The organism is Brevibacterium epidermidis NBRC 14811 (assembly GCF_001570805.1).
Lineage (GTDB): Bacteria > Actinomycetota > Actinomycetes > Actinomycetales > Brevibacteriaceae > Brevibacterium > Brevibacterium epidermidis.
The window spans coordinates 112,514-127,111 of the sequence record NZ_BCSJ01000001.1 but is presented as its reverse complement, the minus strand read 5'-3'; the positions used below and the strand labels follow the sequence as shown (position 1 = coordinate 127,111).

At 58.2% G+C, this 14,598-nt stretch carries 9 protein-coding genes; 3 read left to right on the top strand and 6 right to left on the bottom strand.

Annotated features, from left to right (window positions below; all coding sequences use genetic code 11):
• Positions 1 to 92 precede the first annotated feature (92 nt).
• On the top strand, positions 93 to 1,208 hold the full coding sequence (locus BEP01S_RS00570) for a polysaccharide pyruvyl transferase family protein (RefSeq protein WP_083532405.1): 1,116 nt from the start codon (positions 93 to 95) through the stop codon (positions 1,206 to 1,208).
• Between the two features lie 423 nt (positions 1,209 to 1,631).
• On the opposite strand, the gene BEP01S_RS17290 is transcribed toward BEP01S_RS00570, so the two are convergent.
• A complete protein-coding gene (locus BEP01S_RS17290; RefSeq protein WP_373277887.1) occupies positions 1,632 to 2,270 on the bottom strand; it encodes a GT-D fold domain-containing glycosyltransferase in 639 nt (212 codons plus the stop codon).
• 2,958 nt (positions 2,271 to 5,228) lie between these two features.
• Between BEP01S_RS17290 and BEP01S_RS00560 the strand changes: the two genes are divergently transcribed.
• A complete protein-coding gene (locus BEP01S_RS00560; RefSeq protein WP_157070471.1) occupies positions 5,229 to 7,292 on the top strand; it encodes a hypothetical protein in 2,064 nt (687 codons plus the stop codon).
• 14 nt (positions 7,293 to 7,306) lie between these two features.
• On the opposite strand, the gene BEP01S_RS00555 is transcribed toward BEP01S_RS00560, so the two are convergent.
• The 4 genes from BEP01S_RS00555 to BEP01S_RS00540 form a co-directional block, all read right to left on the bottom strand.
• Positions 7,307 to 8,230, bottom strand: a complete 924-nt coding sequence (locus tag BEP01S_RS00555) for an LCP family protein (protein WP_062239269.1) — start codon at positions 8,228 to 8,230, stop codon at positions 7,307 to 7,309.
• Positions 8,231 to 8,343: 113 nt separating this feature from the next.
• Positions 8,344 to 9,138: a hypothetical protein gene (locus tag BEP01S_RS00550; RefSeq protein ID WP_157070470.1), complete on the bottom strand. Its 795-nt coding sequence runs from the start codon at positions 9,136 to 9,138 to the stop codon at positions 8,344 to 8,346.
• A 246-nt stretch (positions 9,139 to 9,384) separates the two neighbouring features.
• Positions 9,385 to 10,167: a YceI family protein gene (locus BEP01S_RS00545; protein ID WP_083532403.1), complete on the bottom strand. Its 783-nt coding sequence runs from the start codon at positions 10,165 to 10,167 to the stop codon at positions 9,385 to 9,387.
• Between the two features lie 184 nt (positions 10,168 to 10,351).
• Positions 10,352 to 11,545 carry a YbfB/YjiJ family MFS transporter gene (locus BEP01S_RS00540; RefSeq protein ID WP_062239263.1) on the bottom strand — a complete coding sequence of 398 codons (1,194 nt, stop codon included), beginning with the start codon at positions 11,543 to 11,545 and terminating at the stop codon, positions 10,352 to 10,354.
• A 227-nt stretch (positions 11,546 to 11,772) separates the two neighbouring features.
• Between BEP01S_RS00540 and BEP01S_RS00535 the strand changes: the two genes are divergently transcribed.
• A complete protein-coding gene (locus BEP01S_RS00535; protein ID WP_244882002.1) occupies positions 11,773 to 13,362 on the top strand; it encodes a hypothetical protein in 1,590 nt (529 codons plus the stop codon).
• A 63-nt stretch (positions 13,363 to 13,425) separates the two neighbouring features.
• Here BEP01S_RS00535 and BEP01S_RS00530 read toward each other — a convergent pair whose 3' ends face one another.
• Positions 13,426 to 14,544 carry an NAD(P)/FAD-dependent oxidoreductase gene (locus BEP01S_RS00530; RefSeq protein ID WP_062239260.1) on the bottom strand — a complete coding sequence of 373 codons (1,119 nt, stop codon included), beginning with the start codon at positions 14,542 to 14,544 and terminating at the stop codon, positions 13,426 to 13,428.
• Positions 14,545 to 14,598: the final 54 nt, after the last annotated feature.

Here is a 14,598-nt window from a genome sequence, read left to right as displayed (position 1 = left end):
GGCGGCCACATTCGCATCGATTCTGTTCGTTCGTTGCATGATTGTTGTCCCTTGCTAGGGAAAATTCGAGACTGTTTCGGAAAGTAGGAAATATGGCAGGGTCAGATTCTCCAATCTATATGTTGGTGGGTGGCGCGGGCGTCCCCAACTTTGGCGACGAACTAATTATGTGGAAGTGGTTAGATTGGCTACGTTCTAACAGCCATATTCCGGATCACAAGATCGTGCTTGAGATAAATCATCGTAAAGTCGGCAAAAGCCTCGGATACGGAGACTTTTATAACACCTTTGTGAGCGGGGATGTAGCCTCTGCGAGGGCGGGTAATAGATCACAAAACTTTTCGCAGATGTTTGATCGGGGCTACGACTTCTTCTCCTCGCACGGGGGCTATTCTGGCGCCCGCCGGCTAACTGATCGTTTGTCTCGTGCCTCGGTCTTCCATCTTCACGGTGGTGGCTATTTAAATGACTACTGGCCGTTCCATGCCTTCTCTCTGGGGCTAGCCTGTGCAGCAAAGAATAAGTTCGGGTGCAAAGCTATTGCAACGGGTCTTGGTCTCGGTCCGTTCTCCTCCGGTGAGAGTAGATCGCGGATTCGTACTGCCACTGAAATATTTGACTACTTTGAGGTTCGAGACCAGGTCTCGAAGCACCTAGCGGGGGAACGTGCGGTTCTTGGGCTTGATGATGTGTTTCTGAGCTCGGTGCAACATAAAACTGTTTCAGGACGGGCTTTGCATTTGTCGTTGATCGGCAAGTCCGATGATGATCTTCTGAAGGCGTCCGTATCAAAAGAATTGATTGACAGTTTTGACAAAGTCTACTTTTGGGTATGCAGCCCTCAAGATGCGGAGAACTATGCTGCACTCGGAAGCAGGTACCGCGAGATCATTCCACTGACAATGGTTGATCTTTTGGGTAAAATCCCGGTTGGTGTGTCTAACTATATGTTGACTGAACGTTTCCATCCACACTTGATTGGTGCGCGCCTGGGTTTCGGCGGCGCATATGTTAGTCGTAGCGGATATTACGACGCTAAGCACGGTTCGGTTATTGAATTGGGCTCAAAGTTCGAGCCGGTCTCTTTGGGGGACGATGTAGCAGAGCGATTTGATCAGTCAACTCCATCGCGACTCATGGCGGCGAAAGACCCATCGGAAGTTGCATCGAAGAACATTCCTTTGGTGGACCTGCTGTGCGACGTATAAAGATTAGCCATCAGGCCGAAAAGGAAGGGGTTAGGACAGTATTCCGCCCGTTGAATGCAACCCTCCGAGTTGGACCTAAGACTCCTTCTTGACTGCGCAGCCGCCAGCTCGATTCATCTTGATCATGGCTTTGGACCGACGAACTCTTGCTAGAGCTCGGGCCCCAAGACGCAGGTCCTGAGTTGTGGCGAGATGCACCCGAGGTCCGAAGCTCCCCGCCGAAGTATGACGAAGCATCACGCTGTCGCGCCACACCCGAGGACAACGCTTGGCACAAATGCGTTCCGGGCGAACCACGCGCGAGCGCCTCGCCGAGAAGACTCGAAGTCCATCGGTCAATAGGGGCCAATATCCAATGTGTATTCTGTAGGAACTAACTTGCATACGATGATGCTTGCTATCCGCCCGTTCTGACAGCTCTAGCTATTGACGTGCTAAAGGCGAATCCTCGGGGACAGGACCGCCAGAGAAGTGCTCCGCATAGCTAGACGATAGGTGCCCGATGTCTAGGGCTTGAATACCAGATTCAGATAGGCGCTTTGAAAGCACAGTAGCAGCGGGTCCCAGAGCAATAAGAACGATGTCAGGATCAGATTTTCTAATTTCGGTTTCGAGCCGATCGAGATCGGAGTAAGCATTCGTTGGTTTAGACTCTATTCTCTGAATGCTCTTGACTCCGTCGAACAGCTCAGATATCGCTGAAAACCTGGAGCCAGCCCCGTATACCAACGTTACATCTCTATCGTTCCAAATTCTTCGCCACGCTTGTACCCCGTCTTGACCGTGAAGTTCAAAACAGAATCGTCTAGATACGTCGGCATTCCCAAAAGTCGTGCCTCTCGGTATTAGCGGCTCAATTCTCGGCCAAACCCTCGGCCATACCCGTTCCCAGTGAAGCGATTGCGATCGGTCGGGTAGGCCGACCAGGAGGTTCGATGAGGGGACGGACAGGACCTCGGCCAGGTCGTCTTGTAGCGATGGAGAATTTCTTTGAAATCGCAGGTGCCGCTCGTAATCTGAGATCAGTAGAAACTCTCCGTCGCCGAATCTTGCGAAGCTCATTCGATCTCTTCGTATTGTATCGAGTGTATCCAAATAACTTAACTGTTTCGAGAATATTAACTCTTGTAGCTCCTTTCTCAAATTGACCAGCGACATCTGAGAAATCATCGAGACTCGAGTGCGCATTCCTCCGATATGCTCGGCAAGTCGGACAAGTTCTTTATTGGTCTCATCGTGTTTGCGCTCAAGCCGGGTGAGCTGTTCGATAAGAGTTTGTAGCAGCGTATTGGTTGTGTTTAAGCTGTTAATGACTTGATCCTGATCCATGTTCAATTCAATAGTCCTTTATGTGGTGCCATTTGAAGTTGGTTTAGCGGTGCGAACGCGTCGTTCGGCCGGCGTGGGTGTTGCGGTGAAATGGAGGTATGTAGTTGACAATTGAGGTCGTTGCCGTCGCGATGGCATCTTGTCGCTGACTTTTCGAGCCGGCAAGTTGAGGGCCGTCACTCCGGTTCGCTTTAGAAGGTCAGGCGTTATTATTCGCAATCTAGAATCTGTCCGAAGGCATGTTCAAACTTTGGTCGGTGCTATCGCATCGGCTCTGCTGTACATGTAGGCGTAGAGCTGAGGGTGTAGCTTCTTGCAATCATCGCGATACGCGTTGTAACTACTCTTTCAGGGTAAAGACTTTTCGGAGACATTCGACAATACTACCAATCCCGCGGCACCTGGTTCTTTGGCTTAGCGACCCGTTGCGTTGTTTGCGGAGGCGTTCAGTCTTCCCCCTATCCGGAAACCGCCAGTTGGCTCTCACTGCGGTGTTCGTTTTGGGGACCAACCGTCTGCCTGAGGTCGTCCTCGTGGGCAACAAACACAAGGCTCTGGCATATCCGCGCAGCTTGGATGTTGCGTGTAAGAGCGTCGTCCTCATCAGGCATCCGTGTAGTGATCGGGTGCGCTAAGGGGCGAGGGATACGTTAACGCTGAAATTAACGCCGCAATCTTCCATGACTGTCTTGTCCGCGATGGTCACCAGAGTTTGGCAGTCCTGGCCGAATTCTAGCGTGGGTGGGGCAAGGAGCGCCGTTGGCTTCGGTGTCAGCGGGAGAGCTCATGCTTGTTGCCGCCAGCTGGTTAGGATCTAGAGTGCAAAAGAGCAATTCGTTTATTAACTAGTGACATTATTGCAATACAAAAAGCGCTTACCATGCGATGTGGAGAAGAAGCATCGGAGGTGGCTTAAATTTCTTTTGCATACTAAATTGCGTTCTTATGCTCTAATGGTCTTAAGAAGATTAGATGCCGCTGTACTGCAATGCCCTGTAATGAAGTCCATTTAGTAAACCTTCATCCTTCAAGTGCTGCTGGAAGGCTTTGAATCAAAGCCTCTTGAGTCTTCTCAACTCCCATACCCATTGCGCTCTGATAGTCGGCGAACTTGTGGTCTCCGCCTGCGATCCGCGGGTGGCTAAGCCGCATCGTTGGGATTCCGTATGACTGGGCCACAATAATGCCATGTAAAGATGAACTAGCGACCGTGGCGCAGGAGGCTATGTCGTGAATTACTTCGGCTACTGGTCTGGTTACGTCGATTACTTTGTCGGCCCAGTTGAACGGGCGTTTATCTACATAGTGCGGGACGACGCCGACCTGATACCGGGTTCGAGGCTTGGGCCAAAGTTAGGAAGCGAGTATGCCCGGGTCGCCCATTATTGTGCATCTAGGATCTAGTCCTATTTGTTCGGCGGTTAGTCGTCCTCGCACCGCAGCATAGTTGAAATCACGAGTTCGAACTGTCTCGTTCTCGCTGATCATCCCGGATCCCCACACGACCAGCCCATCTCTGCCATACTTGAGAGCAGACTGTAAAACCGAACCAGCTGTGATGATGTCCGCATCTTGGAGCCTCGCACGTTTGACGTGATAGCCAAGGCGCAGGAGGATCTCGGGCCCCATTTCGTCCCCAAAGTTCAATTGTTCAGATTTGGTGGAGCGCCAAGACCAAACAGCAAGTTCGCTCGTCATTTTTAGAATCCTCCCGAGGCCGTTGTTGAACGTTGAGCCGGTTAGTGCCGGGGTCCGGATTCAAGCGTGCTTACCCATGACTCACGGCCTGGTCGTCGGCAAACTGCCGCTAGACACCACTGCGCTGTAGCAATTCCTTTCGTCGATAGCACCATCATATGTTGAACATTTGGTTCTGTGAATTTCCTAGTGTCTATTGGAGTTTTCGCCGTCGTTGTGGCTCTGTGCATGGTATTTCGTCGTAGTGGACCGAACTTGTGGTCCCGACACATCGCGATCACGAAGTCGAATCTATAGTTAGTTGACCCGACTCGGGTCCGTTGCCCGCTTCTTCGCATCTGTCACGCTCACCGAATCCGGCGCTGTTCCAAGCGCTCGGATTCCTGCTGTGGGTCAACGGGAATTGGTGGCTATGGGACACAATGTGTTGGAAGAAGGTCGGCAACTCGATGATGGGCTTGTTGTCAATCCGTCAGACTAGCTCGCCTCTACGGTAGTCATTGTGATGTCGTCCGTCTCTGGCCCCTGGAGCCGATGGGCGTTCTTGCCGAGCTCGATTGCGGTAAGCTCGGGCAACCGACGAGTCCACGGCATTTCCTCAGAGTCAAAATATTAAGTGTTGAACCTGAGGCGAAAGGGGCTTGTGCCTCTCCTTATGCGCTGCCTTTGCTCTAACTTTTGAGTTCAGGGGAAGTCCGTTTCCCGGATCCTCCTGACCGATGGCAATTTCAATGCGTTCTCTACCGTTGGTTCATTGGCTGCGCATGGCAGAGTCATCGAGTTGATGGGGCGGTGAATGCTTGTTTGGCCGCTTGTGGCAGGGTGACGGCGGAATTCTTGGCTACGTAGCCAATTTGGGCAAGCACGTTGTGAAGGCTCAAGTCGCGGTTGAAGAGCCAACCAGAGAGGAATTCTGGGTAAACATTAAAGATTTGCCCTCGGAATCCTGAAATTTTAAAAGCGACTATCTTTCAACAAAATTAGAATCTCACTATGCCATCAGTATCCGATTTGTACCCGCGAGGGTTCGTTGCTTACCACCGGTCGCTGGAGACTTCTGGGTGGGAAGGCCCCCCGGAACGGTTTCAGCACCTGAACTTTGGTGAAGTTTCCATATGGTTCGACAGTGAGCGTACGCCGGCAGTCACAAGGTCGGAATCGGCTGCGGTGCTGGTTCTCGGTACAGCGGCATTCGTCCCTCCTGCCGCTCGGGATGCTGAGTCAACTGCTGATCTTCAGGTAGTCGCCGGAGCGCTCCACGCGGCACTGGCTAAGAGTCAGGCGCATTTCCTCGACGCCCTGGACTACATGGGCGGACGGTTCGCAATCATCGTTGAAGTCGACGGTGTATACCGTGTCTTCCATGATGCGCACGGCACGCGCACGATCTACTACGACGTGGATCGTCCGGCGTTCTCTTCCCATGCGCATCTGCTCGCTTCGCTTATCGGTGGGGAGTCTCGCGGTTCTGAAGCACTGAATGCAGCACGATCATGGGCGGCTTTGCCTCTGTCGTTTGCTTGGGATGAAACACCGTATCCGACGATTCGTGCCCTGCTTCCGAACCATGTGCTCGAGCTCGAGTCGAGACGCACCTATCGCTACTTTCCTCGCGAGCGCAATCGTTTCACCGGTTTGAGTTTTGACGAGCGCGCGTCGGAGATCAACCGGCTGTGGCTGGGACAGATGGGCGCCTTCGCCCAGAACACGGACCGGTTCTTCGTCTCATTGTCCGGAGGACTCGACTCCAGAGTGGTTCTCGCCGCGCTGCGTGAGCATAAAGACAGAGTCGACGCATTCACCTACTTCACGAACAACGGAACCGGCAACTGGGCGCAGGCCATGCAGATGGATCGAGACCTCTCCCGGCAAGTACTGGCGCTTGCCGACGTCCACCACGTGCCGATCGTGCATGGAGAAGGCGCAAGGTTCACCGAAGAAGACAAGGCCATTGCTGACAAGAACTCTCTTGTCGAACACGGTCGATGGCTCGTTGCCCGCTATGTCGAGAGTTTCGGCAGCAGCACGGGGCTGCACTTCAGGGGCAACACTCAAGAGACGATCCGTTCTTACTACGGATCAACCAAGCAGAGGGATCCGATCGACCTGGTCAAAGGTCTCATGTCCTCACGCCTGAAGAGCGTCAACCTCGGTGAAGAAGAGATCAAGGACTATCAGGCGAAGCTCGATGCGACACTGTCGCAGTTCGGCTACCCGGATGCGCTGCACGACTTTGTGGCCTCGGACATGTTCTATTGGGAGATCCGGATGGGGCGATGGCTGGCCGAGATCTACAACGAAACCGACCCGGCTTTCGACTCGATCTCGCCAATGAACATGCGAGCCATCGTCGAACTCGGGCTCGCCGGACCTGAGGACGAGCGACGGTCCGGGATCATGTTCACCGAGCTCATTGACCGCAACTGGCCCGAACTCAATTTTCCAGGAATCAACAATAGGAACAATCTCTACAAGCAAAGCATTGCTCTCCGAGAGTCGCTCACCGATGCAAAGTCACAAGCAGCCGCGGCTCCACCCTGGATTGGACGAGCCGGCGACAAGCATGAGCATCCGTTGTCGACCGGGCCGCTGTCGATGGAATCCAACAACCAGTCAGTCGACTGCCCGCGGGGCGAAATCAAGATTCCAGCCGAAGAGCTCGGAGTCGGAGCATTCGCCAGACGAGAAATGACATGGTCGGACGAGAGCTCGAGCGTTCTCACCTTCAGCCTGCGCAGCAACTACGTCAATTCAAGAGGCACTGACTATATGCGCTTTGAGGTCGAGGTGAATGGGGACACTCTTGTCGCCCACAAGATCGGATTCGACTCTGACACCAGCTACTGGGCCGTGTACGGGCTTCGGCCAGGCGACCGAGTCAGTCTGGGAGTCCGTTCACTGCGCACGGTGACTACCGAGTCATGGTCCAGAGCCTCTCGCTGCTTCATCACTGTATTGGATTCTGCAACTGAATATTGGGAGCGACGAGGATCCCTGGACCTTGGTTATGCGACGACCAGTGCGGCGGCGCTGCCAGGGGAGTCTCTGCGCGGATAGATCGAAGTACTCTCTTAATATCCCAACGAGACGAGGTAGCGGAAGAAGTCAGCGATGTCGTTGCTAGTCAATGCGTTTTTGACCGCCGGCACCGCCTCGGGGTCGAAATCGATGATGACTGTGCCGTCATCCTCTCGACGTGAGTTCGTGGGAACGGTGACCACTGCGATGTCGTCCGTCTGCAGTGTGCGGAGGCGGTTGGCGATCTTGACGAGCTCACTCGTGGTCAGCTCTGCATTGTGCTGAATCCCTGAAGCGAAATGACCGAGCACGGCCGCGCCCTTGTTCGGTTCCTTGACCAACCCGCCTGACTTGAGCCCCTGAACGAGCGCGCGCACGACCGCACGCTGATTGCGGGTTCGCGTCTGGCCGGCATCGTCGACCGGATCCGCCGCGGTGAAAATCGCCGATGTTGCTCCATCGAGGTTGTTCGTCCCCTCGGCGAAGTCGGTTCCGCCGGCACTGAACGCAGTGCGGCTGTAGACTTGCAGACCGCCGAGTTCGTCAATGACTTGACCAAGCGCGTCTGACTCCAACTGTGCGATGTGATCGATGCGGACGCCGAGGAACTCCTCGGCCATGGCGACAACGACCGGCCATCCGCCCTCGTCGGCGATGGTGCCGAACGCCTGGCCCGCCTCGATCTGCGTCGATGGGTTGAACACGAGCACGGCTGCGAAGTCGCCAGCGGCAGGAATGTGGATGACAGCGAAAGTGTCACCTTGGCTCGATGACTGCGGGGCCGCCTCGGCGAGGTTTCCGGGATTCGTGATCCGAAGCATCAAGGTGCGGGAATCGTCCGCTACCGGGCGGATTTCGGCGGGCGGGAAAGCCGCCTCGTCGGGAATGGTCTTCGATGCGTCATCGAACTCGGCACGGGCGGCGTTGAGGTCCTTGAGAGAACCGATGGCAGAGACCATCTTCGTCAGCTTGGCCATGGCAGTCCCACTTTCTCTGTCCGGTCACACGGTAATGGTCCCAATAATAGCCGCGGGTGGGATCGGTACGCGTACCGATCCCACCCGCGGGATACGCAGAGCGGGAGGAGCTTTCAGCGCTCTCCACCGTGCCAACTGCAGGTTCCTTGGCCGGACGAATTGGAAACGGTGCCATCGTTGCACAGAGTCGATCCGCCCGAGTTCCCTTCAAGCTCGTTATACGGACCTGAGTATGGATAGTCGGGGTCAGAACTGCCGTACGCCGGTGCTTCGTTCTCGAACGGGTCTGAAGTGTCAGGCTCCGGCGGTGTATCAAACTCAAATCGAGTTATGAACAACTGGTTGTCGTAGTAGTCCGAGAAATCCGCAGCTGACAGGTTATTGGGGCCGATGGCATTCACTGTTTCCAAGAAGGTCAATGAGATCAGCTGAGCTTCTGAACCGTACCGTTCGAAGCTTTCGCCGAGATCATCGACGCCGCACCAGTATGAACCGACCACCATAAAGACGAATGACTCGAGCAGAAGGCCGGATCGCGGATCGTCGGCGAGGTTTTCGGCCGAGGCCGGACCATAGACGCGAGTACTGCCAGCTTCGGAATAAGAGTCGCATTCCTTCTTTGCGAGTGACAGCCAATCATCAGGCTCGACGTCGATTCCGTAGCGATAGGCGAGCACTTCACCGTAGTAGATGAGCTGCTCGTCCTCCGCCGAGTAGGGGGTCAGATCTTCAGACACTACTTCGGGTGCTGGTTCGTCGACAGCTGCGGGGTTGACCTCTTCAATGGGTTCTGAGGAAGACCCGGTCGAGTCAACGGACTGCTGCTGATCCTCGACACCCGCGCAACCCGAAAGAGCTGCGAAGACAAAGAACACGACAATGGCCGCAAAGGCACGTCTCGTACTCACTTGCCACAGCCAAGACTTCAACAGAGATGAGCGATGATTCACGGGACCCCGATTCGACTCTGACCGAAGCAGACGACTTATCGTAACCGGTTGCTCGTGAGTGTGAATGCCTGTAGCAGAGGGCGAAGAGCAACGGTTATCAAGTCGTTGGAATGCGAGTGACTCCGTTGCCGGTTGTGCGCTCATTCAGCACATAAAAAGACTCGACCGAGCAGCTATGAGCAGCTCGGTCGAGTTCTTTTGGACTCAGCGGAGGCCGAAGAGCTTTCCTATGCCGCTTCCGGACGGCTGAGCATCCGGCTGCTTGGCCTCCGGGGCCTTCTCTGCCGGCTTGTCAGCGGGCTTGACCGGCGGCGGGGGAGGGAACTCGGTGTCGGCGGGCTCTGCGGTCGGGGCTGCCTCCGGGGTCTTCGGCGCGGGAGAGGCAGTCTCGTCGTCCTCGTCCTCATCGGCGGTTTCGGACGAATCGGCGGGGGCCGCCTCGGCGACGTTCTTGATCAGGGAGAGCTCGAACTCGAGCGTGATCTTGTCGCTGACGAGTACGCCACCGGAATCGAGCTTCGTATTCCAGGTCACGCCCCAGTCCTTACGGTCGATGCGGCGCGAGCCCTCGAGGCCGGCGCGCAGGTTGCCGAAGGGATCGGTCTCGACGCCGATGAGCTCGAGCGGGATGGACACGGTCTTCGTCATGTCACGGATCGTCAGCTCACCGGTGACGATGTACGAGCCTTCGTCGACCTCATCGATGGCCGAGGAGACGAAACGGATCTCCGGATAAGTCTCCACGTCGAAGAAGTCCGCCGAACGCAGGTGCTCGTCGCGACTCTCGGTGCGGGTGTCGACGCTGGCGGTCTGGATGATGACTTCGGCCTTTGAATCGGCGAGGTCGTCGGCGATGTCGGCGGAACCGGACGCATCATTGAACGCTCCGCGCACACGCGACACCATGGCGTGGCGTGTGGAGAATCCCAGTCGAGAATGTGAGGGATCGATGTCCCAATGACCTGTGATCCCAGGAGTTTCTGTCATGGGGGATAGCTCCTTCGGTTCCTCCGCGCTCCTGTAGGGGAGGCTGTCGTAGTCGGTGTGCTTGTTCGCAGATCGGGTGATCGTTAAATCAACAATCGCCTACGTAGTCTTACACGGGCAGTTGGGTATGTGCCACCTCGGCTCGCGTTGTTGCGGTGGTGGCGGCGTCCTGCGGTGGGTCGCATCACCGGTCGACGTTGCCGGCGAGGACCCCGACCAAGGTCAGCGCCATGGCGATGGCCAACGCGATCGCCGAGGCGATGAAGGCGGCGGCGATGTGCTCGCTCAGAGCCGCTGCGACGATGGCAGGGCCGACGATCTGCCCGATGCTGTACCAGGACGTCAGCTTCGCCGAGGCGTTCGCGACGCCCATCTGCGTGCCGACGCCGATCGTCATCATGACCACTCCGATGAAGGTGAAGCCGAAGAGGGCGGCGGCGATGATGAGGACGATCGGCGTGGAGCCGAAAACCGCGAGCAGCCCGCCGAAGACCTGCAGGCAGTAGCAGAGAGTCAGAGCCTTGACTGTGCCGATGCGCGCGGCGACCGCTGACCACGTCAGGGGAGACACCGCTGTCGCGATCCCGGCGATGAGCCACGTCGAGGCGGCTGCGGTCGCTCCGAAGACGGGACCGGCGAGCACGACGAGGTAGGTGCCGATGATGATGTAACCGCCCCCTTGGAAGAAGTAGCCGGTGGAGAGGATGGCCATGGCTCGGCGGCGATTGGCCTCGAACGGGGTCGAAGCGTCGGCGGGGGAGTGGTCGGTGGTGGTCTCGGTCGGTTCGGCCGCCTCGGCGGGGGTGGTGTGCGGTGGGATTCGGGCCGGGATCGGCCATTTCCAGGCGATGATGGAGAAGAGCGCGGACACGGCCGCGCAGATGAGCCACAGCTGGCGCCAATCGGCGAAGCTGCCGGCGACCAACACGATGGCTCCGGAGACGAGGATGCCGAAGCCGACTCCGCCGTAGGAGATGCCGCCGTCGCGCGGTTTGCGGGAGTTCGCGGGAATGCGCTGGGTCACGCACACGAAGATGAGTCCCGAGGCGATTCCGGCGATGGTGCGGATGCCGCCCTGCCAGATGAGGTTCGGGGTCAGCGCGACCGCGGCGAGGCCCACGGTGGAGACGATGAGGCTGAGGCGGTAGACGAAGCGGTTGGGTTCGACCCAGCCCTGGGCGATGACGAGGGTGCCGATGAAGTAGCCGACGTAGTTCAGCGTCGCGATCCACGCGCCGGGCGCCGAGCTCCAGTGGAGGGCTGCGACCATGAGCGGCAGTGCCGGGGTGTAGAAGAACCGGCCCATGCCCATCGCCACCGAGAGGCCGAGCGCCCCGCGAATGGGGGTGAGGGAGGGTCTGGCAATGCTGTCGGGCATGGCGGGTCCTCTTCTCGGGTGGGCTCAGGTGGCGTGATCTCCAGCACTACGATGTCATGGCGGTCGGGAGGGTGCCTCGGCGGGTGGGGATTCGGACGGGATGGCTGTCGTGGTGGGGCGGGTGTTTTGGACGGGAGGCGTCTCGAAAGGGACTGTGGAAGTTGTTGATTCCGCGGGGACAGGGCAGAGTTATTGGAGTGAACCTCAGAAGGAGTATCCAGGGTGGCGTGGTGGCGCTCGCCCTCGTTCTGTCGGGGTGTTCGTGGTTTGATTCGGACGATTCGTCGTCCTCGAGCCAGCCCCCGGAGCCGAGTCCGACCCCGACTGAATTCGAGCAGTCGTTTGCGGGCGCGGTCTCCGGAGACGATGCGGTTGTCACTGCGACTGCTGAGCGGACCGGCGCCGGAATCACAGCAGACAATGTCGGAATCTCGTTCGAAGCCACCGACCTTGCCGATCCTCGGCTCGATCCGGCGCAGTCCAACCTCGACGAGCAGTTGAAGTCCCTCGGATCGCCGGCGCTGCGGTTCGGCGGCAATGCTCTCGACCGGAGGACGTTCTGGACGTCCAAGGGCGAGAAGCCGAAGCACGGTGAGAAGGTGACCGTCACTCCTGATGACCTCAAGCGACTGAAGAAGCTCGTCGACGTCACCGGTTCGTCGGTCACCATCGGCATTCCTCTGGGGACCTATGATCCGAAACGCGGAGCGGACATGGCAGCGCATGCGGTCGACATCCTCGGCGATTCTCTTGTGGGGCTTGCGATCGGCAACGAACCGAACGGGTACACCGTCGAGGATGTGCCCAGCGGGGCCGTGCGCGGCAAGGGCTGGAACAAGGACAAGTACGTCAAGCAGCTTGAGGCGTATGCGAAAGCCATCCATGCGAAGCGGCAGGAGGCGCCGATCATCGGTCCCGACGTCTACGACGGGGCGTGGATGGATGCCTTCGCCGGATCGGGCGTCAAGCACAAGACCGCGATCTCGCAGCATTGGTACCAGCTCTACGAATGCGATTCGGCTCAGGTTCCGGGGCGGGGGCCGCAGGCGGCGAACCTCATCGATCCCTTGGCGAAGAAGGCGGCGAAGAAGAATCTCGGCATCGGGAAATCGAAGGCTGATGCGGCGGGTCTGCCGCTGTGGCTCGAAGAGACCGGGCCGACGAGCTGCCCGGGGACGAATGACACGTCGCTGACGAACGCCTCGGCATTGTGGGCCGCCGATTACACGATGTATGCGGCGACGCTCGGGGTCGAGCGGATGGCCATGCACTCGATGCTCGGGGCGTGCAATGGGGGAGCGCCGATGTCGCTCATCTGCGATCCGGCCGATCACGGGGACCGGTCGAACGCGTTTCAGGTGAGGCCGAATATGTTGGGGCTGCGGTTGCTGGTGCCGAGCCTCGGCGGGGAATTTACGAAGACTTCGGTGTCTGGCGGCGGGAACATGAGCGCCTACACCGTGGTCAAGAACGACGGTCGCACCTTGGTAACCACGGTGATCAACGCGAACGATGCGGCATCGGTCGGCGGAAACCCCGTGACGGTGTCGATGCCTTCAGGATTCACTGTGGCGTCGGCGTCGCAGGTGTACGGAGAGTCGAACGACGTGAAGAACGCGACTCAGGTGGTGCCTGCGAATCCGCTGCCGGCTGATGTGCAGTTCACTGGGGTTGGGGCGCCGGGGCCGTCAGGAGATTTCAGCCCGTCGGCTGGTTCCAGCTCGCCGCAGGCCACGGGCGGTGTGGGAGACGATGGAAAACTGCGTATGGACCTGGCTGGGAGCTCGGTGACGGTCTTTGTGATGCGCAAGGGGTGAGGTGGGCCGATCGGACCGCTTTTCTCCGCGCACGCCCCATAGTCGGCCGTGCTGAAGACTCCTTCACATGGGCGTGGCTGAGGGAAACGCCGTCAGCTCCGGTGCGGGGTTTCCGAGGATGCTGCGGGCGACGGCATCGCCCAGCAGCGGCCCGAGCGTCAGCCCGCCCGCGCCGTAGCCCGTCATCGTCCATAAGCCTGATCTGTCCGGCACTTCTCCGGCGATCGGCAGGTTGTCGTCACCCATAGGGCGAATGCCCACTCGGGTCTCGATGACTGTGGCATCGGCCAGTCCGGGCGCCAAATCCAGCGCGTCCCGGAGGACCTGCATCTGTCCCGCTGCGGTGACGCGGGGATCGTAGCCGCTCCCGGTCTCGCGGGTTGCGCCGACCGCGATCCTGCCTCCATCGAACGGGGTCATGTAGTTGGGTGTGAAGGGGTGGACCGTTGGCCATTGTGAGGTGTTCACTCCACGAAGGTTGAGATGGGTGATCTGTCCACGCTGCGGGCTCACTGCGCAGCTCACACCGAGGGGAAGCAGCAGTTCTGGAGTTCTCGCCCCTGCTGCCACGACGACAGAGTCAACGTCGATCGGACCGCGCATCGTCTGCACTCGCCATCCGGTGTCGCCGAGGGGATTGATCGCGATCACTGCGTCCTCGCAGTGCTCGGCCCCTAGAAGGACTGCGGCACTCAACGTCGCATTCCGGAGAACGCGGCCGTCGACCCGTCCGCCGCCGGAGACGTACAAACCCGTCAGTTCGGTGGACAGGGCGGGAAACAGTTCGTTGACCTGTGTGCTGTCTACGCGCTCCAGCGTTCCTGCGACGGAACCGGACTCAGCAATGCGCTGGGCTACCCGGTCTTCGACGGCGTCGAGTTCTGTATCGTCTCGCGAGACCATCAGGGCGCCGGAGCGCCTGTATCCCAGTTCGGGAATCCCTAGGTCATGGAGCCTTGCGAGGAACTCCGGGTAGTAGTTGCCTCCAGCTGAGTACGCTTCATAGAAGGCACCGCTCGACGAAGATACCCAGGGAGCGATGATCCCGGCGCTGGCAGCTGTCGCCTGACCTGATGCGGCATCGTCGATCAGGGTGACCGTCGCGCCCCGGCGCGCCAGACCGTAAGCGGTGGTGACACCAGCGATTCCTGCCCCGACGACGGCGATCTTCATCGTATTCATTGTTGGCGATACTCCTTTCGGTCCGGGCCCTGGAGCCAGCTTACGATCCCGACT

What these genes read in the sequence shown, in the direction of transcription:
- BEP01S_RS00570 (WP_083532405.1), top strand. Translation starts at nt 93, where the DNA reads ATGGCAGGGTCAGATTCTCCAATCTATATGTTGGTGGGTGGCGCGGGC.
- BEP01S_RS17290 (WP_373277887.1), bottom strand. Translation starts at nt 2,270, where the DNA reads ATGAGCTTCGCAAGATTCGGCGACGGAGAGTTTCTACTGATCTCAGAT.
- BEP01S_RS00560 (WP_157070471.1), top strand. Translation starts at nt 5,229, where the DNA reads ATGCCATCAGTATCCGATTTGTACCCGCGAGGGTTCGTTGCTTACCAC.
- BEP01S_RS00555 (WP_062239269.1), bottom strand. Translation starts at nt 8,230, where the DNA reads ATGGCCAAGCTGACGAAGATGGTCTCTGCCATCGGTTCTCTCAAGGAC.
- BEP01S_RS00545 (WP_083532403.1), bottom strand. Translation starts at nt 10,167, where the DNA reads ATGACAGAAACTCCTGGGATCACAGGTCATTGGGACATCGATCCCTCA.
- BEP01S_RS00540 (WP_062239263.1), bottom strand. Translation starts at nt 11,545, where the DNA reads ATGCCCGACAGCATTGCCAGACCCTCCCTCACCCCCATTCGCGGGGCG.
- BEP01S_RS00530 (WP_062239260.1), bottom strand. Translation starts at nt 14,544, where the DNA reads ATGAATACGATGAAGATCGCCGTCGTCGGGGCAGGAATCGCTGGTGTC.